Genomic DNA, 23,748 nt, shown 5'->3' with positions numbered 1-23,748 from the left:
GCGCGGCTCACTCGACGCGGACGAGGCGCCGCACCACGGACGCGCCGCCGCGCGCGTCGCGCAGGACCGCGGTTAGCGTGGCGATGCCCGGCTCCGCCGGGGGGATCCACTTCACCGCGTGGTCCTCGATGTAGCCCGTGGCCGCGTCGCTCACCAGCTTGATGCTCCCGTCGAGATCTCCCTGGTCGGCGAAGTAGTCGACCCAGAGGATCTCCTTCAGCGGCTCCAGCTTCGCGTCGGGATCGGGCTCCGCCGCGTCCGGGGAGACGAGCGCGTCGAGGTCGTACGCGGTGCACGCGGTGAACGGATCCTCCGCGCTGCACCCGGCCTCGCGCCGCTCCTCCGCGCCGATCGGGCAGCGCGGCACGGTGGGGATGTCGCCGAAGTCCTCCGGCAGGGGAGCGCCGTCCAGCGCGAGCCCCTGGAGCTCGGGGTTCGCGTTCATTCGCCCGTCGTCGAAGACGTAGACCTGCGTGTAGCCGGCGACGAACCCCTCGGCGCCGAGCCTCCGCCCCTCGGCGTCGAAGCAGCCGACGGGGAAGGAGCCGGCCTTCCCGGTGCCCTCGTCGTCGACGGGACCGGGGGTCCCGGCGCAGGCGACGAAGAACACGTACGCGGTGCCGTAATGCGGGCCTGACGCCGGCCTCTCGCGGCTGGAGACGATGTCCTCCCCGAGCTTCACCGAGTACGTCTCGCCGAAGCCGGGGGACACGCCGTCGAGCGAGGGCAGCGGATCGCCCGGGGTCCAGCCCTCGAGCTGCCCGGCGAGCTCCGCGAACTGCGGATAGCAGCCGTAGTAGTCGTCGCCGATCGGGTTCTCGCACCCGCCGATCCAGAAGATCGAGATCGGCCGTGCCCCCTCGTCGGGGCTCGTGGCGGCGTCCTGGTAGTGGATCGTGAAGCTCACCGTGTCGCCGGGGAGGGCGTACGGCTTGTCGGCGACCACCGCGAAGACGCGGAGCCCGCGCACGACGCTCGGCGGATCGAAGCCCGCGACGCACCCGGACGAGATCGCCGGCGCGGCGATCGCGCCCGTCGCCAGGGCCGCGAGCAGCGCGCGCCGCACCCTGCGCCCGCGGCCCGCGCCGGCGCGCCCGCCCCCGCCCCCGCTCGCTCGCGTCGGTCCCACCTCAGAACTCTCCTCGCACGCCGATGCTCGGCAAGATGGGCAGCCCCGTGACGTACTGGCGGGCCGTGTAGTTGTGGTTGTACTGGATGGCCTCGCTGTTGGCGTTGTTGTAGACGTTCTGCACGTCGAGGTAGCCCGAGAGCCGCCAGCTCTTGAACTTCCACGTCTTGTCGAGGCGCATATCCAGCTGATGGAACATGGGCAGCCGCTCGCTGCTCGGGCCCGAGAACGGGATGGGCGTATAGGTCCCGGTGGGAGCGTGGAAGAGCGCGTTGGTGCGGTACGGATCGCAGCTCTGCTCGTGGACGTTGCAGACGTTGGGGGTGATCAGGTTGCCGGAGACCAGGCGGAACCGGGCGCCGAGCTCCCAGCCGCCGCCGAGGCGGTAGCTGCCGAGCACCGTGAGGATGTGGGTCTGATCGAACGACACGAGGCGCTCCGCCTCGCCGGGCTCCGGGACCCGCGTGCTGCGGGACAGCGTGTAGGCGGCCCAGCCGAAGAAGCGGTCGTCGGGCTTGTACTTGAGCAGGAACTCCCCGCCGACGACCCTGCCGGTGCCGACGTTCTGGTAGTCGAGCTGGACCGACGCGGGCCTCGTCACGCCGACGATGAGCTCGTCGAGCTGCTTGTAGAACCCCTCGGCCGACGCCTCGATGTTCCGGGTGAGCTCCTGCTCGACGCCGACCGCGTAGTGCAGCGCCCGCGTCGACTTCAGGCCCGGGTTGCCGAGCGGCGGGATCACCTCCTGGAACTGCGGCGGCTGGTGGAACACGCCGACGCCGCCCTTCACCGTCGTCCGCGGGAACCCCCCCACGACGTCGACGCGGCCGTTGACGCGCGGGCTCACGGTGGCCTGCTGGTTCAGGTCCTGGTAGTCGAGGCGCAGGCCCGGGACGATCTTCGCCCGGGCGGTCGGGGCGAGCTCGAGCTCGGCGTAGGCGGCGGGGTAGATGAACGAGCCCTCGCGCGAGATCTCCTGGAGCGTGCGCGTGGAGAACGGCTGGTTCCGCGGCTCGCCGGGGCGGCCCGGCCCGGGGCCGCGGAAGCTCACCGCGTACAGGCCGCCGAACACGTCGACGCCCGCGTTGAAGCCCACCCCCTTCGACAGCCGCCGCGAGTACTCGAGGCGCCCGGAGATCGAGCTGAGGCCGACCTTGAAGAAGATCGCCCCGATCCCGAAATCGAAGTCGTCGCGCGCGAGCGCGAGCGCGCCGTCGAGCCGGTCCTTGTCGGTGAGCTCGTGATCGTAGCGGACCTGGAGCCGCTGAAACGACGTGTGCAGCCCCACGTTGCCCGCGAGCGCCGGCTCGTTCGGCGCCGGCTCGCCGAGGAGCACCTCGAGGGCGTCGTCCGAGCCGAAGAACACGAGGCGGAGGCGCGACGAGGGCGTCGGCTCGCCCTCGAGGAGGATCTGGTAGTCGTGGTAGACCGGCGCCTGGGTCACGCCCGCGCCGGCCGCCTCGAGCACGGGGCCGAACGACTCGCCGATGTAGCTGCGCCGGCCCGCGATCGCGAAGCGGACCTGCTCGAGGTACGGCACGCGCCCCTCGAGCAGGAAGCGGGCGTCGATGAGGTCCATCTGGACCAGCCCGTGGAGCTCGCCGTCCTCGCTCGGCGATCGCAGGCCGACATCCACGATGCCGCCCTGCACCCGGCCGTACCTGGCGCTGAAGTTGCCCGGGTAAAAGTCGATCTTCTCGAGCATCTCGGTCGGCACGACCGAGGAGAGGCCGCCGAAGTGGTAGATGAGCGGCACCTGCGTGCCGTCGACGAAGGTCTGCGTGTCCTGCGGGCCGGAGCCGCGCACGAGCAGCAGGCCGGCGAGGGTGGGGGGGCGCGCCACGCCGGGCAGGTTCTGGAGCGAGCGCAGCGCGTCGCCGTTCGTGCCGGGGATGCGGTTGATCTCGCGCTGCTCGATCGTGCGCTTCGTGACCTCGCGGGGCGGGCGCTCGCCGCGGACCGTGACCTCGAGGCCCTCGCCGCGCGGCAGGAGCCGGTACTTCACCTCGGTCTGCTCCCCCGCGGCGATCTCCTCCTCGACGGAGAGCGGCTCGAAGCCGGGCGCCGCGGCGGTGACCTGGTATCGGCCCGGCGGCAGATCGACGAAGACGAACGCGCCGCCCTCGTCGGTGGTGACCTCCGGCGGGACGGACGCGGCCGGGGCGTCGCCGGCGCCGGCGATGCGCGCGAGCGAGATCGTGGCGCCGGCGAGCGGGACATCGCCGCCGCTGGCGAGCACGGCGCCGCGGAAGGTCTCGACGGGCCTCGCCGCCTCGGCGGCGGCCGGCGGCGGCTCGGCGGGCTTCAGCGTGAACGAGTAGCGGTACAGGATGCGCGCCGCGGCGGGGGTGCCGTCGGCGCGCCGGGCGGGCTCGAACTCGAGCTTCCGGGCGGCGGCCACCGCCGCCTCGTCGAAGCCGTGCCCGGCGCCCTCGATGACGACCGCCTGCCTCACGCGCCCGTCGCGATCGATGTCGAGCTGCAGGGTCACCGACCCCTCGAACCCCTGCCTCTCGGCCTCGGGCGGGTACGCCGGCGGCGTGTAGTTGAGCGCCCGCGGCGGCGTCGCCCGCCCTGTCGGCGCGGGGGCGGGGGTCGTGGGGGCGGCGGGCGTGGTGGAGGGAGGCGTCGGGATCGCGCCGCCTTCGCCCCGGGGCACGCTCGTCTGGCCCGGGGTCGCGGGCGGCGCCGGCTGCTCCTGCGGGCCTCGCTGCTGCGCGAGCGCCGGACCGGGCGAGAGCGCGGCGACGAGCAGCGCCGAGAGCGCCGCCGCGCCCGGCCTCCGCGGGCGGCGCGGGGACGGGCCGTCGGTGCGCGTGGGGGCGGGCGCCTGCGTCACCACGGGATCACACCGGGTCACGCCGCTTGAGGACCGCGCACAGCGTGACGAGGATGACCGCGGTCATCCCGGCGAGCACCGCGAACGGCACCCAGGTCTGATCGTACGACGTGAAGCCCCACGCCCCCGCGTAGTTGTCGGCCGCCATCTGCGCGATGGCGCACTTGAACCTGCCGCCCTCGATGAAGTCCGCGGGGCTCGAGTCGGCGCGGTGCAGATCGATGACCCAGGCAGGATCCTCCGCGACCGCGCGCCGCTCCGGCGCGATCGCCCCCTCGAACCCCCAGCGCGCCGGGATGATGTACATGAGCGGCCGGAGGTGCGGGACGGTCGTCATCGGCACCATGAGCCCGCCGAGGACGACCTGGGGGATGAGCGCGATCGGCGTGAGGGCCATCGCCGCCTCGGACGAGGCGACCACCGTGGAGAGGAGCAGCCCCAGCGCGACGGCGCTGAGCGAGGTCGCGGTCAACGCGGCGAGCTGCATCGCGAACGCCTCCGCGCCGCCGTGGAAGCCGAGGGCGAAGAACACGATGGCGAGCAGGACGGTGCACTGGATGACGCAGAACCCGGCGAGCAAGAGGTACTTGGAGAGCACGTAGTTGACGAGCCCCAGGTTGACCATGCGCTCGCGGAGGTAGATGGCCCGCTCGCTGACGATCTCGCGCGCCGCGTTGGAGGTCCCGAACCAGACCGCGGCGACGACGAGGAAGAAGATCGCCGCGGTGTGATCGGTGGTGACCTCCATGTTCTTGAGGACGTCGGTCCCCTGGTCCCCGCCGCCGGCGCGGCGGCCGAGCTCCTGGAGGGCGCCGAGGCACCAGGCCGGGATCGCCTTCTCCTGCCCGCCGAAGACGATCGCGAGCAGGACGCCGATGATCGGGGCCTGGAGGAGCATGATCGCGGTGCCGCCGACGTCGCGGATCTTCACCTTGAAGTAGCGCGACAGGAGCAGGCCGAGCTGCCCCGTGGTCGTGGCGCGGCCGGCCGGGATGCCGCGCTGCCCCTGCCCGGTGCCGATCTCCCGCCGGCCGGAGTACATCCGCCGGTAGGTCGGGTTCGCGTCGTTGAAGAACTCCTTGCGCCACTCGATCGCCGCGAGCTTCCGGGCCTCGCCGCGCGACACGTTCGGGTCGCGCGCGCGGAGCTGGTCGAAGATGGGCCGCTCCCGGAGCGCGAGCATCTCGAACATGTCGCGCGGGTTGTCGATGTCGTTGGGCTGGCCGTGCCGCTCCTTCCAGGTGCCGAAGAAGCGGTAGGCGTCGGGCCGGGTCGGCCCGAAGAACATCGGGATGCCGCCGTAGCCGAGGATGAGCGCGTGGCTGAACTTCTCGAACTCATCCTTCGCCGGCTGGTGGATCGTCATGATGATCGTCTTGCCGGTGGCCTTCGTGAGGTCGTGCAGCAGGCTGATCAGCGCGGTCGTGTCGTCGGCGGCGAGGCCCGAGGTCGGCTCGTCGAGGAAGAGGATGACGGGATCGGTGACGAGCTCGAGCGCGATGTTGACGCGCTTGCGCTGGCCGCCCGAGAGGATCTTGTTCTCGGGCTTGCCGATCTGCAGGTTCTTGACGCCCTCGAGGCCGAGGTCCTTGATGGTCTGCTCGACGCGCGCGTCGATCTCCTCCTCGCTGTAGTCGGGCGGCAGGCGGAACTTCGCGCTGTAGCGGACGGCCTCGAAGACCGTGAGCTCCGGGTGCACGAGGTCGTCCTGCGGCACGTAGCCGATGGAGCCGCGGAGCGTGTCGTAGATGTTGTAGAGGTCCTCGCCGTTGATGCGGACGACGCCGCTCGTCGGCGGGAGGTAGCCGTTCAGGGTGAGCAGGAGCGTCGTCTTGCCGGCGCCCGACGGCCCCATCAGCGCGATCATGTCGCCCGGCAGCGCCTTGAACGACACGTTGTCGAGCAGCGTCTTCTGCTCCTGGGGGTTGTCGCGATCGGGGACCTGGAGGGTGAGGCTCCACGCCTCGATCTCGTAGAGCGGGCGCCCTGCCCATCGATCGGCGGCGTACTCCTCCTGGACGAGCTCGACGGCGCCCGCGCCCCCCATCTCGATCTGGAGGGGCATGGGCCCGATGTAGATCTTCTCGCCGCTCTGTACGGAGATCTTCTGGCCGGGCGCGATGCGGTTGCCGCGGACGTAGGTCCCGTTGGCGCTGCCGCGGTCCTCGACGTAGAGCTGCCCGTTGATCGAGTGCAACAGGGCGTGGTGGCTCGACACCTGGGGGTGGGCGAGCACGATGTCGTTGTCGGGGGTGCGCCCGATCTGCTTGACGTTCGAGCCGCCGCCGGAAAAGTCGAGCTGGCCGAGGACGGTCTTGTTCTTTCTCCCGGGCGCGCCGGCCGCGGGCACGGCCGACGCAGCCAGCGCGGGCTGCTGCGCGTAGCCGCCGGGGGCGGGCTGCTGCGCGTAGCCGCCGGGGGCGGGCTGCTGCGCGTAGCCGCCGGGGGCGGGCTGCGGCGGTGGCCCGTAGCCTGCCGGCGCGGGCTGCTGCGGGAGGGCGCTCGGGGAGGGCATGGCGGAGGGCGCGCCGGGCAGCGCCGACTGCCGCGCTGCCTGGGCGAGCTGCGCGAGCAGGGACACCTGCACGGGGACGGGCCCGAAGGCGACGGCGCCCTGGGGATCGATGGGCGTCGGCGCGCCGGGGGCGATGCGCTGCGCGCCCACGTAGGTGCCGCTCGTGGAGCTGTGGTCGATGACCATCATGCGATCGAGCGTGACGGTCGCGTGCTGGCTCGAGACGCTCGGGTGCTGCAGCACCAGCGAGGCGCGCGCGGGGTCTCGCCCGATCACGATCTGGCCGGGCGCGGGCGTGAGCGTGCCCGGCGACGCCAGCATCAGCGTGATGGCCGGGTGGTTGAGCGGGACCGGCGTCTGCGCGACGAGGAACTGCGTGCGGAAGTCGAACGGGATCTGCTCCCCCGGCGCGAGCGCCCGGCCGTTGGCCGACGCGGGCCCTTGCCCGCAGGCGAAGAGGAGCTTGCCCCCACCGTGGTTGACGATGCGCGCGTGCTCGGGCAGGACGCCGGGAGCGACGAGCACCACATCGCAGGTGGGAGCGCTGCCGATCGTGATGCTTTGCTTGCCAAGCCCCGGGATCATGCGGGCCGCGTTTCACCACAGGCCGTTGGGGAGGGCAAGGAAAGAGGCGCGCCGCGTGCGCGTCGCCGAGGCGGCGCGGAGGCCCGCGCGCGAGGCGCGCGTGTGTGACTCCGCGCGATGCGAAGGGCGAGCCTGGCGGGGGGACTCTCCCGCTTTTCGGACGGAGCTTCGGGGCGGAGCGTGATTACGGCTACGGGGCCGGGGGCTCAGCGCATCACAGGTCGAGGAGCATGAAGCCGGCGCGGGCTTCTTCGAGGGAGGGCGTGCGGTTCGACTCGGGCTCGTCGTCGATGTCGGCTGGCGTGACGTCGGCGTCGTCGCCGTACTCGAGCTCCTGATCTCCAGGCATGGAGCCACCTCCGGAGGGTTAGGCTAATCCGGACTCCGGTCCCACTTCAATCGCATTTCGCAGCCGGGGCCGGGGGCGCGTGCCGGCAGGCGGAGCGCGTCTGTCGTGCACGCGACGCGGGCGCTGGCGGTTCGTCGCATCAGCTCGCGTCAGCCCGCGATCACGTTCCAGAGCAGGATGGCGAGCAGCAGGGCGATCGTGGCCGAGATCCCGGCGATGACGATCACGGTGATGCCGCGCGGGGTGCGCACGGTGGTCGGCACGGACAGGGGCGCGGAGGTGGAGACGGGTCCGGAGACGCTCGGCGCGGGATCGTGGGCAGGCGCGATGCGAGGCGCGGCCGCGGCGTAGCCCTGGGCGAGCGGCGGGGCGGGCGCGAGGAGGTGGGGGGGCGGGGCGCCGGCGGGGGGGCCGCCTGGCGCCGCAGCACGGAGCCCTGGGAAGGGCGCGGCGGCCGCGGCGGCATCCTGGACGGGCGGGTGAGGCAGCGCGACGGGGGCGGCGCCGGGGTGAGGCAATGCGCAGGGGGGACCGGGGTGAGGCGGCCCGCCGTAGGCTGCGCCGGGGTGAGGCAGCGCGCCGGCGGCGCCCGGGGGAGGCGGCGCGCCGGGAGAAGGCAGCGCGCCGTGGGCGCAGGCGCCCGGGGGAGGCAGCGCGCCGCGGGCGCCGGGAGAAGGCAGCGTGCCGCGGGCGTCGGGGGGAGGCTGCGCGCCGTGGGCGCCCGGGGGAGGCATCGCTCCATGGGACATCGGGGGCGGCGCGAGGGCCGAGGGGACGCTCAGAGGGATGGGAGACACGACGGCGGGCGCGTCCGGCGCGTGCATGTGCGGCACAGGCGCAGGGGAGCCCGGCACGGTCGAGGGCGGCGCCGGAGCGGCGTCCGTCGCTGTTGGGCGGAGCCCAGGCGCGTTGTCGGGAGCCGTGGAGGCCAGCAAAGGCGCGTTGTCCGCGGCCGTGGGGGCCAGCAAAGGCGCGTTGTCGGGAGCCGTGGGGGCCAGCCCTACCATGTCGTCTGCCGCGGTCGGGCGAAGCGCGGGCGGACCGTCAGCGGCCGTCGGGCGGAGCGCAGGCGTGCTGTCCCCGGTCCCCGGGCCAGCGGCGGTCACGGCCGGGTCCGCGCCTGCGGAGGCGTCGGTCGCTGTCGGTCGCACGCCGGCCGGCGCATCGGTTGCTGTCGGTGAAACCGGCTCCCACGGCGCGGCAACCGCCGGCGCGGCGGCCGCAGGCGCAGCAACCGCCGGCGCGGCGGCCGCAGGCGCACCGTGGCCGGGGGCATGCGGCGCCGTCGCGGGGTTCCGCCGGCTCGTCGCTGCCTCATCGGGTCGCGTCATGGCGAGGGTGTCGTGCGGCCCCAGAGCGCGCGGTGTGTCGCCGCTGCCGGTGCCGCCGGCGACGCCGGGCGGACCCTGCGCGATCGTGAGCGAGCGGTTGCCCGCCTCGAGCACGCGGGCCATCTGCACGGTGATGTTGTCGTGGCCGCCGCGGTGGTTGGCGAGCTGCACCAGCATCCGGCAGGCGTGATCGACCGAGCCTGACGCGAGCGCCTGCCGCGTGCATCCGAGGATGTCCGGGTTGAGCACGAGGTCGGTCAGGCCGTCGCTCGCCAGGATCAGCACGTCACCCGGGTACAGCTCCATCGGCTCGGGCCGAACCTCGACCTCCACCTCCGGTCGCATGCCGAGCGCGCGCGTGATCTTGTTCGCGTCGGGGTGGCCGATGGCCTGCGCCTCGGTGATCATGCCCGCGTCGAGCATCCCCTGCACCATCGAGTGATCGCGGGTGAGCGGGTAGATCTGGTTGGCCCGGATCACGTACGCGCGGCTGTCGCCGACGTGCGCGACGTCGACGCCGCGATCGTGGAGGATCATCGCCACGACGGTCGATCCGGGCCGGACGCGGTTCTCCGCCGGCCCGCCCAGCCGGTAGACGCGGCGCCCCGCTTCCTCGATCGCGGCCCTGAGCACCGCCCTCGGATCCACGGCGGCCGGCGTCTGCTCGATCACCTCGAAGATGGTCGTGATGGCGGTGCGGCTCGCCTCGCTGCCCCCGTAGTGTCCTCCCATGCCGTCGCAGAGGACGCAGAGGTGACCGAACTGGGTCTCGGCGTAACCGCACGCATCCTCGTTGACCTGCTTGTTCGGATCCCGACCCGGATCGCTGGCCTGGGCGAACTCGATCTTGAGGTGCAGGGGGGACTCGGTCGGGGGCATCATGAAGGGGGCATCGGTGGGGGCGGGACGCCGGGCCCCGGATCACGCTACTCCAAACGGACGCTGAACTCGACGGGACCGAACCGCAACGCGGCGCCGGGCGGCACGGGCGTCCAGACGGCGGCGGCGATGCGCTGGCCGTTCACGTACGTCCCGTTGTTCGAGCCCTCGTCCCGCACGAACAGCTGGCCGGCCTCGAGCTTCACGCTCGCGTGCGTGCCGGACACGCGCGGCTCGGAGAGCAGGATCTGGCACGCCGCGCCGTCGCGGCCGGCGCGCATCTCGACGCCGGGGTGCACGGTGAAGATGCCGGCCGCCCCCGAGAGCGTCGCCCGGCTGAAGCCGCCCGGAGGAGGCGCCATCCCCGGCCCGCCGCCGTACATGAAGTCGCCCGGAGGAGGGGGCGCCGGCGCGTAGGGCGCAGGCGGCCCGCCCGCGACGATGGGCCTCGGCGGCGCCGCCGCCGTCGCGCCGCGGCGCCGCCCGGAGCCGCCGCGGAAGATCGACACGAGCAGCAGCACGATGACGACGCCGCCGAACGTCACGCCGCCGATCAGCAGGTACGGCAGCGGCGCCTCCTTCGCCTTCAGCGTGAGGATCTTGTCGGCCGTGACCGCGCTCGTGCGCCGCGCCTGGTTGTCGTAGACGATGAGGCGCGCCGTCATCTGGTCGCCCTTGCCCACGAGGAACTTGTCCGTGTCCGGGAGCTCGAACTCGACGACGCTGTCGCCGGCCGTGATCGCCTTGCCGCGCATCCCGCTCTCGATCAGCGTCCGCTGCGCCTTCTTGGCGTCCTCGATGCTCCCGCCCTGCAGCGTCTGCGGCGCGGCCTGGTTCTTCGGGACCATGTAGATCTCGGCCCGCTGCGCGTTGCCGCCCCAGCAGAAGTTGCCGAAGATCTTGACCGTGCCGCCGGGATAGAGCGGCTCCTTCTTCGCGGCGCGATCGGTCGCCTCCCGGTCGACGTCGAGCGGCCACGCGGTCGGATCGAGCCCGAGGGGGACGTTCTGGAACGTCGCGTCGCCCGCGATCGGCGGATCCGTGTTGACGAAGGCGAGCTTGAAGGTCTGGGTCATGCTCGGCGCGACGCACGACACCCGCCACTTCACGATGTGCATCTTGTTGAAGCGGGTGCGGATCGCGTTGACGATGTTGGCCGCGCGCCGCTCCTGGCCGTTGCGCACCACGCTGAAGAAGCCGCCGATCTCGGTGTTCGCCAGCCCCTCCATGAACTCGCGCGCGTTCGCCGAGAACTCCTCGACGAGCTGGCTCGGGAACCAGATCGAGATCGCGGGCACCGGCGTCTTCGGCAGGACGTCGTTGTCCTCCTGGAAGCGCCCCTTCGTCAGGAAGTCCCGGAGGGCGTGCGCCGCCGCGGCGTTCGACATCGGATCCGCGCCGGCCGAGCCGTTCGAGAGGAGCACCATCGCCTGGTGCATCGGCACCGCGAGCCCCTGGCCGGCGTTGCCGAGCTCCTTGAACGCGTCGGTCGCGGCGTTCTTGATGATCGTGAAGAGCGGCCGCGTGCGGCCCTGCGTCGGGTAGGTGCGCGTGACGCCGGCGATGGTCTGCGCCGCCGTCTGCTTGTTGCTCACCCACTTCGAGTCCTCGACGACGCCGCGGTCGTTGAAGAACATCACGTTGACGATGTCGTTCGGCTGCATTGCGTTCACGAACGCGTTCGCGACCGCCTTCGCCTCGTCGAAGCGGGTGCCCATGCTCGACGCGGCGTCGATCAGGATGAGCCACGCCGTCCCGACGCCCGGCTGGCCCGCGCTGTCGCCCCAGCGCGCCTTCGACTCGAACTTCGCCGGCAGATCCGTCCCGTCGACCGTGACGGACAGGATCGCGTTCTTCTCGGGGAAGTCGAAGGACGAGTAGAGCGCCGACGGCTGCTCGAGCGCGTCGGCGACGCAGTCGAGGTTCGCGTTGCCCGTGAGCGTCGCGCATCTGCGGGTGAGATCGCTGAGGCGCTTGTTCTGCACGATCTCGAGCACGGTCGTGAGCACGGGCGAGCCGTCCACGGTGCTCGCGCGCGGATCGATGCGGAGCAGGTGCGCCTCGGGCGCGGCCTCGGCGCGGCGCTGTCCGGCGAGGAGCGTGAGGAGGGCGGTGGCGAGCGCGAGGAGCGGGGCGCGGAGCAAGGCCTTGCCTCCGCGCCCGCCGCGACGGGTGGGGACGCTCACGGGGTGGATCGGGCGAGTCGCATCATGAGAGGGGATCATGCGTGGGGATCTCCAGCGAGCGCGAGGGAGCAGAGGAGCGCTCCCCGCGCGAGCGGGGCGGCCGCCGCGCTGGTGGCGACGGCTATCCGGTTGGTTTTCACGCAGCCTGGCAGGGGCGCCAGGTGCCGGTCGAACGTCGCGGGGGAAGGGGGCCAGGTCGGCAACGCCTCTCCTCGAGCGGTGGGCCCGCTAGGCCCGCGCGGCCACGCTGAACAGGATGACGCTGAAGCCGCCGAAGCGGATCTTGTCGCCATCGCGCAGCTCGCGCCGGCCCTGGAAGCCGATCGCCTCCTCGTTGTGGAACGTGCCGTTGGTGGATCCGAGGTCGGCGAGGAGGATTCGACCGCCGTCGACATCGAGCGTCGCGTGGTGGGTCGACGTCGTCCCGTGGGCGATCTCGATGTCGACCTTCTGCCCCGTCTCGGCGCGTCCGACGACGTTCTTGCCTTGCCAGAGCGGCCAGAACCTGCCCAGCGGGTCGTCCTGGAAGCTCACGAGGAAGCCGGCGAGGGCGCGGCGGCCCTCCCGTCCGCCCCACGCCGGCTGCGGCGCCGGCGAGGGCGCGACCTGCTGAGGGGGGACATACGGGGGCGGCGGCGCGGGCAGGGGCATGCCCTGCGGCGGCGGGGGCTGCGGCTCCGCGCCGTACTGGCCCAGGCCGGGAGGCGGCGGCACGGGCGGCGGCGCGGACGGCCCCCCCTGGCCCTGGTTCGCGTACGCCGTCTGGTTGAAGGCGTCCCCGCCCATCGGGAAGCCCCCGTCGAGGGCGATCGGATGCCCCCCCTCCATGCAGAACGAGCCGCCCGCGGGGATCGGGTGCCCCTGCACGCAGCGCGCCCCCTGCTGCTGCGGCGGCGGATTGAACCCCTGCGGCCGCGGCGGGCCGGGGTAGCCGCTCCCCTGCTCCGAGAAGCCCGGGGACGACCCGTAGCTGCCGCTGGGCCCGCCGAAGGGCGGCGGCTCCGGCGGGAACGGCGGCGGCTTCAGCGGCATCGGCGGAGGCGGCTGGGGCGCGCCGAAGTTGCCCGGCTGCGCGCCGAACGGCGGGGGCGGGCCGAAGCCGGACGAGCTGCCCTCCGGGGGCTGCGGGAAGCCGGCAGGTGCTCCAGGAGGAGCCCCGAACGGCGCCGGCGGGGGCGGGCCGAAGCCGGACGAGCTGCCCTCCGGGGGCTGCGGGAAGCCGGCGGGTGCTCCAGGAGGAGCCCCGAACGGCGCCGGCGGGGGCGGGTCGAAGCTGGGCGAGCCGCCCTCCGGGGGCTGCGGGAAACCGGCAGGTGCTCCAGGAGGAGCCCCGAACGGCGCCGGCGGGGGCGGACCAAAACCGCCGCTCGGTGAGCCGAAATTGGGGGGAGGCTCAGGGGGCGAGCCGAAGCCCACCGGGGCAGGGTACGGAGGAGGAGGCGGCGGCGGAGGCGGCGGCGGCGGCGCTCCGAACGCTCCAGGCCCCGGCGGCCCGAGCGGCGAGGCGCACACGGCGCAGAACTTATCGGCGGGGGTCGCGGGCGCACCGCAACGCGGACAGAGCATGGTGATCCTTCTCGGTTTCGCGGCGCTGGGGCGCCGCCGCCGCGAGCATACCGTGGGCGCTCGGCCGAGGATCAAGAAGAAGTATGCGGGGATCCCTGCTGGCGGCCGACCCAGGGGCGTCTGCGCGCGGCGCCGACGTCGCAGCCACGCGCGCAAAGGCCTCGGCGCTGCGCCGGGGTCGGCGGGTGAGCGTCGAGGCCAGAGCCCGGCGGCGCATGTCGGCCGCCGGGATGCGGGCATCCACGGCGCGAGCGGGGCGCCAGCGCTGCTGCGGAATCAATCCTTCGCGTCGCGAACGCGAGCGGCCTTCCCGGCGAGCTTCCGCAGGTAGAACAGCCGCGAGCGGCGGACCACGCCGCGCGAGACGATCTCGACCTTGTCGATGCGGGGGCTGTGCAGGAGGAAGATGCGCTCGACGCCGACCGTGAAGCTCACCTTGCGCACGGTGAAGGTGCTCCGGACCCCCGCGCGGTGGCGCTTCAGCACGACGCCCTGGAACACCTGGATGCGCTCCTTCTCGCCCTCGACGATCCGGTAATGGACTCGCACCGTATCGCCGACCCGGAAATCCGGGATCCCCTCGCGGAACATGGGCGCTTCGATCTTCGCGAGGACGTTCGAGGTCTGCATGGTCATTCCTTCAAAGGGTGGGGGATCCGTCGTCGCGGTCCCCTGCTCAAGAGGGGCCAGGACCGCCGCCGTGGGTGGACTGCGTTGGGCGGAGCGGGCGCCGTGCACGAGGCTCCCGTGCTTCACGCCGTGAGCGCACGGTGCGGCCCGGTTGCGTTCCGGGAGCACGGGCGCGAGCGCAGCCCACGCTCCCCTCCGGGGGGTACCGGAGAGGTGCGGCATTATGCATGCGGGCGATCCGGTGTCAACGCTGGGTTCCGCGTGACGTCCGATGCGCGGGTGCGTCACGCACGGGCTCGGCGGGGCGCGCCGGCCGCCTCAGCGGCGGACGGGGATGATCTGCACGCGGCGCGCCTCGCCCTCGCCGTCGCTCTTCGTGACGACGCCGGGGAATTTCGCGAGCGCCAGGTGGACGACGCGCCGGTCCTGCGGGTTCATCGGCTCGAAGGTGATGATCTTGCCCTCCTCGACCGCCTGCTTGCCCAGCCTCCGCGCCATGGAAGAGAGCGTGTCCTCGCGGCGCTGCCGGTAGCCCTCGGCGTCGATGATCACGTGGCGCCGCTTCTTGCCGGGCCGGTTGATCACGCGGTTGGCGAGGAACTGCAGCGCCGCGAGCGTCTGCCCCTTCTTGCCGATCACGCGGCCCGCGTCCTTCCCCTCGATCTCGAGGCGGATCTCCTCGGGCGGATCGTCCTCCTCGTTCTCGAGGAGATCGACGGTGCAGTCCATGCCCATCGCCGCGAGCACGTCGATCACGAAGTCGAGCGCGACGTCGGCGCGCCCATCCTCCACGAACTCGGCCCCGGCCGCGTCGTCAGCGCCCTGCGCCTCTGCATCGACGTCCGCCGCGTCGATTCCCCTGTCGGCAGCTTCACTATCCACGGACACGTGCTTTTCCCTTTCCGAGAGCAGGCGCCGACTTGTCGTCGCCCTGAGTCTTCTTCGTGGCGGATTGGGGCTCCGCGCTCGCGACCTCCCTCACCTCGATGCCGCCGGACCGCTCGTCCTTCGCCTTGAGATACCGCTCCACGAGCACCTGTTGCCCGATACCGAGCCAGGTGTTCGTCAGCATGTACACGCCGAGGCCGGCCGGGAGGAAGAGCATCATCGCGGTGAAGATGCCGGGCATCAGGTACAGCATCATCTTCTGCTGCGCCGGGTCGCCCTGCGGGGGCATGAGCTTCTGCTGGATGAAGCTCGAGGCGCCGAGGATGATCGGGATGATGTAGTACTTCCCCGGCGCCGACAGGTCCGGGATCACGGGGCCGAACGGGGTGTGGTAGAGCTCCACCGCGGTCTGCAGCGCGGTGTACAGCGCGAACCACACCGGCATCTGGAGCAGCATCGGGAAGCAGCCGACGACCGGGTTCGCGACCTTGTTCTTGCGCCAGAGCTCCTGCATCGCGAGGCCGCGCTGGGTGGGGTCGTCCTTGTACCTCGCGTTGATCTCGTCCATCTCCGGCTTGAGCTTGCGCATCGCCGCGGCGCTCTTGATCTGCTGGATGCTCAGCGGGAAGAGCAGGATCCGGACGGTGATGGTGAGCAGGCAGATGGCCCAGCCCCAGCTGCCGACCGCGCGATAGAGGACGTAGAGATACGAGACGAGGAGCTTGGCGATCGGCGAGAACCAGCCGAGGTTGATGACCTCGCTCGCCCCGTGGCCGACGGCGGCGAGCAGATCGCGCTCCTTCGGGCCGGTGAAGGAGAGGACCTTGTAGGTCACCGAGCCGCCGGGCGCGAGCTCGTGCTCCGGATAGGCGAGCCGCGCGCGGTAGATGTGCCCGAAGGTCGGGTCGCTGGACTTCTGCGCGAACCTCGACGTGTCCCAGACCTCTTCGATCTGCGTCTCGGCCGCTGGCGCCGCGGGCCCCTCGATCGGGAGCGCGACCTTGGTGAAGTAGCTGCTCGAGACCGCGACGAACCGCGCGGCGCCCGGCGTGCGCCGCCAGCGCTCGGGGGTGAACTCCGGGTCCTTGAAATCGTCCGGCTCGAAGGCGTCCGGCATCTGGCGCTCGGTCGTCTGGTCGGTCGCCGCGACCGTCTCCGTGACCCACTCCGAGATCAGGCCGAGGCTGCCCTCCGTGTCCTTCTGGGTTCGCCAGGCGGTCTGCTCGACGGCGAGCCGGTGCTTGCGCGGCTCCTGGCCGAGGTTCTCGACCGTCATCTGCAGCGTGAGCTCGAACGGGCGCCCGGTGGCGGCGACGACCTTGGTCAGCCGCGTCGCCTCGTCGGTGTACGTGAAGGTGCAGCTCTTGCCGTCCTGCGCCGAGAGCTTCCAGTCGAGGTCATCGAACGGCACCTGCTGCGCGTCGCCGCCGGGCAGGCGCAGGTCCGTCCTGAGGGGCATCCGCGACTCGAGCGAGGTCGTGACCAGGTTCATCGGCGTGGGCTCGCCGTTCCCGATCGTGTACTTCGGATCGGTCATCCAGAGGTGCCGGAGCGACCCGCCCCGGGTGGACAGCTCGGCCTTGAAGCGATCCCCGGTGATGACGCACGCCTCCGCCGGAGCGCGTTCGGCCGGGGCGGTGCTGTCGTTCACGTCGAGCGGCTGGAGCTGCTCCGCGGCGTCGCCGAAGAGGAGCGGCTTGCCAAACTGGATGAACATGAAGATGGCAAGGCCGAGGAACAGCCATTTGACGATATTGCTGCGTTCCATGAAGTCCTTCGTCGGTCCCAGGATCTCGATCCGCGCCCTTCGCTGCTGAGAGTCTCATGACGCCTCACGAGGCTGCCCAGGGTCGCTCCGAGGGGGTCCGCTCCGTGGCTTTTCGGGCGCCGCGCCGCCAGGGTCGTGTCGAGGGTCGAGCGGGATCAGTCCATGAGATTGGCCCGGCTGCTGGAGCCCTCTCACCGGAGGTGCGAGGCGAGCTCCGTGCCCGTGGTGCCAGAAGACGAACAGCGTGCCGTATCCCGCGGGTCCACGTCCCGTTGCGGTAGCCTCCGCGCCGCCGCGTCAAGGCGGAGACGAGGTGGTGGAGGAGGGTCGAACCCGCCCGGATGAAACGGGTGACACCTACACAGTCGTTTGAGCGAAAGCAAGCTCCCCCGAAGCGCCCCGTGGCCGAGGATGCAGGCCGCGGCGTAGCGGGAGCACGACGGCTCGAACCGGCAGACCGGGCCCATCGCCGCCAGGATGAGCCTGGAGAGCGTCATCTGGTAGGCGCGGATCAGCGCGAGGAGGAGCTTCGCCAGCATGGGAGGCCGGTGGGAGAGCCGGGATCTTGGGGCGTGGCGCACCGCGACGCAAGGCGGCGCCCGCTCTTCCTCTGGATCATCTGGAGCCGGCCGGCTCTGCGCTGGAGGCGCCGCGCGCGGGCGCGCCGGCGAGGGGCGGCCCCGCGGCGAGGGCGTCCCGCGCCCGGCGACGGAGCACCGGGGCCACGCTGCGCAGCTCCGCGAGCACGTCCCCCAGGCCGAGCGACCCGGCGCCTGCGCGCAGGATCACCACGACGTCGACCCCCTCCGGGAAGAGCTCCGGGAACCTGCGAAAAGCCTCCCTCAGCAGGCGCTTCGCGCGGTTCCGGTCCACGGCGCCGCCGACCTTGCGAGAGGCGACGAGGCCCAGCCGCGGACCGCCCGGCGGCCCGAGCGGGGCGCCCTCTTGTCCGGTGCGGGGGGGCGCGGCCGCGGGGGCCGCGACGAGGAGCAGGAGGTGGCGGGTGGTGACGCGGTGGCCACCGGTCTGGATGCGGACGAAATCGGCCCGCTTGCGGATGCGCTTCGCGCGCGGGAAGGACGCTGCTGCCGACGACGAGCGCCTGGGCGCTTCCGTCATCACGCCGCGTTACTTCTTGTAGATGGTGGGCGCGAGCCGGGCGCGGCCCTTGCGGCGGCGGTTGTTGATGACCTTGCGACCGCCGGCGGTCGCCATGCGCGCACGGAAGCCGTGGGTCCGGGCGCGGCGGGTGTTATGGGGCTGGTAGGTGCGCTTCATGGCTAGTGGTCCCTTGGCGTCGTGGGCCGCGAACGGCGGCACCAGGCCGCACGTCGAGCGGGCGCGCAAGAAAGCACGACCTCCGGCCCAGGTCAACACCAGTCGACGCCGCGCGGTCCGGTTTTGCCGTTCTCTCTCTCCTTTCTGGGCGCCTGGTGTAGCGTGTAGCCTCAGATCGACCGCGACAGCCGTTCTGAGGGGTCACAGGAGGGAATTTGAGGCGCACCGGAGGACAAGCGGGGGAGAAGCAGCACGTGACTGCGCGGAGCGTCAAGCGGCGCGCGCTGACCGCGGCTGCGGCGGGAGCGCTCTTCCTGGGGGTGTTGCCAGCGAGCGCGCAGGTCAGGACGTTCTACCTGGACCGGCTCACCGTGGCCGGGGCGCCCGACGACTCGATCGCGCTCTGGCGGCCGCAGGTGGCGTCGGAGACGCGCTTCTTCGGGCAGGCCGGGCTCGGCTTCGGGCTCAACCCCTTCCGGGTCGAGAACATGCTGAACGACGAGCGCGCCGCCGCGCAGTTCAGCCGAGAGCACGGCGCGCCGGTGTCCTCGCAGCTCATCACCTACCTCAATGGAGGCGTCGAGTTCCTCGGCCGCTTCGGCGTCCAGGTGGGGCTGCCGATCATCGCCTTCCAGACGAGCAACCAGACGAACGACTCGGGCGTCGCGGGCGCGCGGGACGCGGCGAGCCCCTCGGCCGTCGCGCTCATGGATCTGCGGCTCGACGCGCGCGCGGCCCTGTACCGCACCGACGATCGCTTCTTCTCGCTCGGCGTCAACACGTCGGTGTGGGTGCCGACGGGCAACGCGGTGTCGTTCGCGGGCGACAAGGGCGCGAGCGGCAGCATCGGGGTGTCGGGCGAGTTCGACCTCAAATCCATGTTCGTGGTCGTCAACACCGGCCTGCATTTCCGCCCGTTCTCGTCGCTGAACGACTTCAACGTCTCGAACGAGTGGACCTGGGGCGTCGGCGGGTTCGTGCCGCTCCGGGACGGGAAGCTGCGGCTCGGCGCGCAGCTCTTCGGCTCGACCGGGCTCGGGCGGGGCACGACGTTCACCGGGGACAACACCCCGCTGGAGTGGATGGCCGAGGGGCGGCTCGCGCTCGACCAGAAGAAGAAGGGGTGGCTCGGGCTCGGCGCCGGAACGCGGCTCACCGGGGGCTATGCGCCGGATTTCCGGGCGGTCGCGGTGGTCGGCTACTCGTTCGGCATCAAGGACGTCGAGCCCATGTCGCCCGGCAAGCGGTTCACGGCCGCCCCGCCGCGCAACGTGGACACGGACAAGGACGGCCTCCCTGACGACATCGACCTCTGCCCGACGGATCCCGAGGACGGCAAGCCGCCGAACACCGACGACGGCTGCCCGGCGCTGCCCGATCGCGACGGCGACGGCATCCCGGACTCGCGCGACAAGTGCCCGGATCAGCCCGAGGATTTCGACAAGATCGACGACCGCGACGGCTGCCCGGAGGACGACGCCGATCAGGACGAGATCGCCGACGCGAAGGACGCCTGCCCGAAGGAGCCGGGCCAGCCGAGCCCCGAGCCGGCGAAGAACGGCTGCCCGCAGTTCATCCGTCGCATCACGGGGTCGAGCGAGATCCAGATCCTGAAGCAGGTCCAGTTCGCGACCGGCAGCGCGAGGATCCTGCCGAACAGCTATGGCATCCTCGACGAGGTCGTGCGGCTGCTCAAGGTGAACCCCGAGATCACGCTGGTCGCGATCGAGGGGCACACGGACAACCGCGGCTCGGACGCGCTCAACGAGCGGCTCTCGAACGACCGCGCCCACTCGGTGAGGACGTACCTGATCGAGCGGGGCGGCATCGACCCCGAGCGGCTCACGGCGGCGGGCTTCGGGCCGAGGCGCCCGATCGCGGACAACAACACCGCCGAGGGGCGCCAGAAGAACCGCCGTGTCGAGTTCCACATCCGCGACAGCAACGCCGAGGGCAACAACGCCGGTGGCACCACGGTCACGCCGTAGCCAGGGGGCGCGCGCGGGAGCGCTGCTGCTCTACGCGCTGCTCTCGCACGCCTGCCGCCCCGAGCAGGGCGCGCCCTACCTGTGCAACTGCACCTTCGTCACGGACTTCGACGACGACGCGAAGCTCGACGTGGAGGTCTGCTCGCCGAGCGACGCCCGCGCCGAGGGCTTCGGCCGCGGGTGCGCGCAGACCCACGCGCCCGGCCCGGTCTCGGAGTGCACCTGCAGGCGCGCCCCCGGCCCGGGCTCGTGCGACGTCCGCGCGTGCCGCACTACCGCAGCAGCGCCCTGAGCTCGGCCGGCGTCGTCACCGGCGCCGAGCAGGTCCGTCCGCGGCAAACATAGGCCACGGCCGTCCCTGGACGCGCGGGCTTCCCTTCGGCGGCGACCCTGGCCGCCGCGGCGCTCGCCGGCCGCGCCGGATCCACGACGGCGATCAGCCGGTTCGGCAGGTAGGCCTTGAACGCCTCGCGCGTGAGGTCGCCGGCTGCCGCCGCGTCGCCGAGCACGACGACCGTCACGCCGCCGCGCAGCAGGCGATCCAGCACGCACACCGTCTGCCCGAACCCGATGGGGTTCTCGACCGCCGTCGGCGCGAGCGCCACGGGCTGACGCTCCGCGGGCGAGAGGTAGCGCTCGTCGGCCACCTCGGAGAGGCGCAGGCAGAGGAGCGCGGCCATCGAGGCGGACGAGGGCACCGCCTGGTCGAAGACGTCCTGCGTGCGCGCGATCAGCGCGTCGCCGTCGTCCGGCGTGAAGTAGAAGCCGCTCACCGCCTCGTCCCAGTGGTGGGCGAGCATCGCGTCGGCGATCGCGCGCGCGACCTCGATGTAGCGCGGGTCGGAGGTCGCCTCGTAGAGGTCGAGCGCGGCGTTGCCGAGGTACGCCTGGTCGTCCAGGAACCCGGGCCGCACGTCGTCCGCGGCCGCGCCGCCGCGCTCGGCCTTCGCGCCCCCGGGGGCGCCGTCCTTCAGGTAGCGGCCGACGCGGCCGCCGCGGACGAGCTTCCGCTCGAGCAGGGCGAACGCGCGCGCCGCGGCGTCGACCCAGGCGGGCTCGTCGAGCGCCCGGCCCGCGTCGGCGAGCGCCCCGATGAGCAGCCCGTTCCAGCTCGCGAGCACCTTGTCGTCGCGCGCCGGTCGGGGCCTCGCCTCGCGCGCCGCGAGCATCCTGGCCTTCGCGCGCGCGAGCGCCTCGCGGCAGCGCTCGAGGTGCGCCGCGGCGCCCTGCCCGGCGTCGGGCGCGAGGACCGCCGCGGCCTGCTCCACCGTGCGGTGCTGCGAGAGCACCGTCGCGCCGGTCTGCTCGAAGTTGCCCTCCGCGGTGATGCCGAAGACGAGGCGGGCCACGTCGTACGCGAGCGGATCGTCGCCCACGGCCGCGCGCAGCTGCTCGAGCGTCCAGACGAAGAACTTGCCCTCGCTCCCCTCGGAGTCGGCGTCCTGCGACGCGTAGAACCCGCCCTCCGCGTCGCGCATCTCCGCGAAGAGGTAGCCGACGAGCTCGCGCGCCGTCTCGGCGTAGATCGGCTTACCGAACGCGCGGAAGCCGTCGACGTACAGGCGCAGGAGGAGCGCGTTGTCGTAGAGCATCTTCTCGAAGTGGGGCACGAGCCAGCGCTCGTCGGTCGAGTAGCGGTGGAACCCGCCGCGCAGGTGGTCCCAGATGCCGCCCTCGCGCATCCTGTCGAGCGCGAGCTCGACGCTCTCCGCCGCGACGCGATCGCCCTCCAGCGCGCCGCGGCGGAGCAGCACGTCGAGCGACATCGTGTTCGGGAACTTCGGCCGCGTCCCGAACCCGCCGTGGCGGTCGTCGAAGCGCGCGAGCAGCTGCCGCGACGCGCGCCGGAGCAGGTCGGAGGACTCGCCCTGGCCGACGCTCGGCGCCGCCGCGGCGAGCGCCGGCGCCCGCTGCGCGCGCTCGATCGCCTGGGCGATCTCCTGCGCCGTTTGCTCGACCTCGCCGCGCCGGTTCCGGTACGCGTCGGACACCGCGTCGAGGACCTTCGGGAACCCGGGCATGCCGTACCGGTCCTGCGGCGGGAAATAGGTCCCCGCGAAGAAGGGGCGCTGATCGGGGGTGAGGAACGCCGTCAGCGGCCAGCCGCCGCTCCGGCCGAGGAGCTGCACCACGAGCTGGTAGATGTGATCGAGATCGGGCCGCTCCTCGCGGTCGACCTTGACGTTCACGAACAGCTCGTTCATGCGCCTGGCGATCGCCTCGTCCTCGAACGACTCGCGCTCCATCACGTGGCACCAGTGGCACGCGGCGTAGCCGATGGACAGGAGGATCGGCCTGTCCTCCCGCCGCGCGAGGTCCAGGGCCTCGGGCCCCCACGGGTACCACTCGACCGGGTTGCGGGCGTGCTGCAGGAGGTACGGCGACGACTCGTTCGCGAGCCGGTTCGTGCGGGCTGCCATGCAGCCCACCTAGCGCCGCGTGACGGGGACCGCCAGCCGTGACGGGCGCGGCGCCGGGGGGGCGCCGCGGCTACGCCCGCTCCAGCACCAGCGAGCAGTTGTGTCCGCCGAAGCCCGCCGAGCACTTCACCGCGTAGCGCACGTCGACCGCCCGCCGCTCGCGCACGACGTCCAGGGAGGTCCCCGGATCGAGCTCGTCGACGTTGATCGACGGGTGCAGCAGCTGGTCGCGCAGCGCGCACACGACGGCGATCGTCTCCACGGCGCCGGCGCCGCCGAGCAGGTGGCCGAGCATCGACTTCGACGCCGAGATCGGGATGCGCGCGAGGCGCTCGCCGAACACGCGCCGCAGCGCGAGGATCTCCGCGGCGTCGCCCTGCTGCGTCGAGGTCGCGTGCGGGTTGATGTACCCGATCGCCTCGGGCGCGATCGCCGCCCGCGCGAGGGCGCGCTCCAGCGAGAGCGCGAGGCCGAGCCCCTCCGCGTGCGGCCGCGTGAGGTGCTCCGCGTCCGTGGTCATCCCGAACCCGGTCACGAAGGCGAGCGGCCTCGCGCCGCGCGCCCGCGCGTGCTGCTCCTCCTCGAGCACGAGGGCGCCCGCGCCCTCGCCCATCACGAAGCCCTGGCGGCGCCGGTCGAACGGCCGGCTCGCGCGCGCCGGATCGCCGTCGACGGCGCGCGCGAGCGCCTTCGCGTTGCCGAACCCCGCGACGGTGTTGAGCCGCGTGGCGGCCTCGGCGCCCCCGGCGACCATGACGTCGGCCTCGCCCGCCTCGATCATCAGCGCGCTGGTGGCGATCGAGTGGGTGCCCGTCGCGCACGCGCTCGCGAGGCTGTAGGACGGCCCCATCAGCCCGTAGCGCATGGAGATGAGCGCCGCGGCGCCGTTCGGCATGACGCCCGGGATGAAGAAGGGCGACACCGCCCTCGGCCCGCGCGCCGCGCTCCGGGCGACCTGCTCCTCGAAGATCTCGACCGAGCCCATGCCGGTCGACATCAGGCACCCGACGCGGGTCCGATCCAGCCCGCTGGCCGCGGCGGCGGCCGGCGAGGGGCCGTTCGCCCTCGGGCCCGCGCCCTCCGCCGCCTCGCCGTCCGTCGCCGGGGCGCGCTGGATCGGCGCGATGCCGGCCTGGCGCAGCGCCTCCACCGCGGCCGCGAGGCTCAGGTGGGTCACCCGGCCGTAGATGTCCGCCTCCTTGGGGGACAGGTACTGGCCGACGTCGAACCCCTTCACGCTGGCGGCGATGTCGCTGCGGAGCTTCTCGACGGGGAAATCGCGGATGTAGTCCACGCCGGAGCGGCCGGCGAGCAGGTTCTGCCAGGTGGTCGCGACGTCGTTGCCCAGCGGGCAGACAGCGCCGATCCCGGTCACGACGACGCGCCTTCGCATCGGG

General features: G+C 72.6%; 17 protein-coding genes. 2 read left to right on the top strand and 15 right to left on the bottom strand.

Annotated features, from left to right (window positions below; translation table 11 throughout):
* Positions 1-7 precede the first annotated feature (7 nt).
* From WMF31_RS25680 to rpmH, 13 genes are all read right to left on the bottom strand, one after another.
* Positions 8-1,129: a hypothetical protein gene (locus WMF31_RS25680; RefSeq protein WP_436604466.1), complete on the bottom strand. Its 1,122-nt coding sequence runs from the start codon at positions 1,127-1,129 to the stop codon at positions 8-10.
* Position 1,130: 1 nt separating this feature from the next.
* On the bottom strand, positions 1,131-3,989 hold the full coding sequence (locus WMF31_RS25675) for a TonB-dependent receptor domain-containing protein (protein WP_436604465.1): 2,859 nt from the start codon (positions 3,987-3,989) through the stop codon (positions 1,131-1,133).
* Positions 3,976-7,068 (bottom strand): FHA domain-containing protein, encoded by a 3,093-nt coding sequence (locus tag WMF31_RS25670; protein WP_436604464.1) that lies wholly within the window; start codon positions 7,066-7,068, stop codon positions 3,976-3,978. The genes WMF31_RS25675 and WMF31_RS25670 overlap by 14 nt, the downstream gene beginning before the upstream one ends.
* A 214-nt stretch (positions 7,069-7,282) precedes the next feature.
* The gene (locus WMF31_RS25665; protein ID WP_436604463.1) at positions 7,283-7,417 is read right to left on the bottom strand and encodes a hypothetical protein; all 135 of its coding nucleotides are present in this window, start codon (positions 7,415-7,417) and stop codon (positions 7,283-7,285) included.
* 149 nt (positions 7,418-7,566) lie between these two features.
* Positions 7,567-9,630 carry a protein phosphatase 2C domain-containing protein gene (locus tag WMF31_RS25660; RefSeq protein WP_436604462.1) on the bottom strand — a complete coding sequence of 688 codons (2,064 nt, stop codon included), beginning with the start codon at positions 9,628-9,630 and terminating at the stop codon, positions 7,567-7,569.
* A gap of 44 nt (positions 9,631-9,674) precedes the next feature.
* Positions 9,675-11,813, bottom strand: coding sequence for an FHA domain-containing protein (locus WMF31_RS25655; protein ID WP_436604461.1), 2,139 nt, complete (start codon positions 11,811-11,813; stop codon positions 9,675-9,677).
* A 228-nt stretch (positions 11,814-12,041) separates the two neighbouring features.
* Positions 12,042-13,379: an FHA domain-containing protein gene (locus WMF31_RS25650; RefSeq protein WP_436604460.1), complete on the bottom strand. Its 1,338-nt coding sequence runs from the start codon at positions 13,377-13,379 to the stop codon at positions 12,042-12,044.
* A 276-nt stretch (positions 13,380-13,655) separates the two neighbouring features.
* Complete coding sequence (rplS, locus tag WMF31_RS25645) at positions 13,656-14,009, bottom strand: 50S ribosomal protein L19 (protein ID WP_129347025.1); 354 nt, start codon at positions 14,007-14,009, stop codon at positions 13,656-13,658.
* A gap of 318 nt (positions 14,010-14,327) precedes the next feature.
* The gene (locus tag WMF31_RS25640; protein WP_436604459.1) at positions 14,328-14,891 is read right to left on the bottom strand and encodes a protein jag; all 564 of its coding nucleotides are present in this window, start codon (positions 14,889-14,891) and stop codon (positions 14,328-14,330) included.
* The gene (gene yidC / locus WMF31_RS25635; protein ID WP_436604458.1) at positions 14,884-16,665 is read right to left on the bottom strand and encodes a membrane protein insertase YidC; all 1,782 of its coding nucleotides are present in this window, start codon (positions 16,663-16,665) and stop codon (positions 14,884-14,886) included. The genes WMF31_RS25640 and yidC overlap by 8 nt, the downstream gene beginning before the upstream one ends.
* 191 nt (positions 16,666-16,856) lie before the next feature.
* Positions 16,857-17,204 (bottom strand): membrane protein insertion efficiency factor YidD, encoded by a 348-nt coding sequence (yidD, locus tag WMF31_RS25630; protein WP_436604457.1) that lies wholly within the window; start codon positions 17,202-17,204, stop codon positions 16,857-16,859.
* 76 nt (positions 17,205-17,280) lie between these two features.
* Entirely contained in the window at positions 17,281-17,784 is a 504-nt protein-coding gene (rnpA, locus tag WMF31_RS25625; RefSeq protein WP_436604456.1) for a ribonuclease P protein component, read from the bottom strand.
* A 9-nt stretch (positions 17,785-17,793) separates the two neighbouring features.
* The gene (gene rpmH, locus WMF31_RS25620; RefSeq protein ID WP_012235155.1) at positions 17,794-17,943 is read right to left on the bottom strand and encodes a 50S ribosomal protein L34; all 150 of its coding nucleotides are present in this window, start codon (positions 17,941-17,943) and stop codon (positions 17,794-17,796) included.
* A 254-nt stretch (positions 17,944-18,197) separates the two neighbouring features.
* On the opposite strand from rpmH, the gene WMF31_RS25615 reads away from it, so the two are divergent.
* Entirely contained in the window at positions 18,198-19,931 is a 1,734-nt protein-coding gene (locus WMF31_RS25615; protein ID WP_436604455.1) for an OmpA family protein, read from the top strand.
* Positions 19,909-20,223, top strand: a complete 315-nt coding sequence (locus tag WMF31_RS25610) for a hypothetical protein (RefSeq protein ID WP_436604454.1) — start codon at positions 19,909-19,911, stop codon at positions 20,221-20,223. The genes WMF31_RS25615 and WMF31_RS25610 overlap by 23 nt, the downstream gene beginning before the upstream one ends.
* Here WMF31_RS25610 and WMF31_RS25605 read toward each other — a convergent pair.
* Together WMF31_RS25605 and WMF31_RS25600 are read right to left on the bottom strand one after the other, a co-directional pair.
* Positions 20,204-22,351: a thioredoxin domain-containing protein gene (locus WMF31_RS25605; protein WP_436604453.1), complete on the bottom strand. Its 2,148-nt coding sequence runs from the start codon at positions 22,349-22,351 to the stop codon at positions 20,204-20,206. The two genes, WMF31_RS25610 and WMF31_RS25605, sit on opposite strands and share 20 nt — an antisense overlap.
* A 70-nt stretch (positions 22,352-22,421) precedes the next feature.
* Positions 22,422-23,744 (bottom strand): beta-ketoacyl-[acyl-carrier-protein] synthase family protein, encoded by a 1,323-nt coding sequence (locus tag WMF31_RS25600; protein WP_436604452.1) that lies wholly within the window; start codon positions 23,742-23,744, stop codon positions 22,422-22,424.
* Positions 23,745-23,748: the final 4 nt, after the last annotated feature.

Source organism: Sorangium sp. So ce1036 (assembly GCF_051369805.1).
GTDB classification, from domain to species: domain Bacteria; phylum Myxococcota_A; class Polyangia; order Polyangiales; family Polyangiaceae; genus Sorangium; species Sorangium cellulosum_F.
The sequence above is the reverse complement of the archived record's forward strand: the minus strand, read 5'-3'. Positions and strand labels throughout refer to the sequence as shown.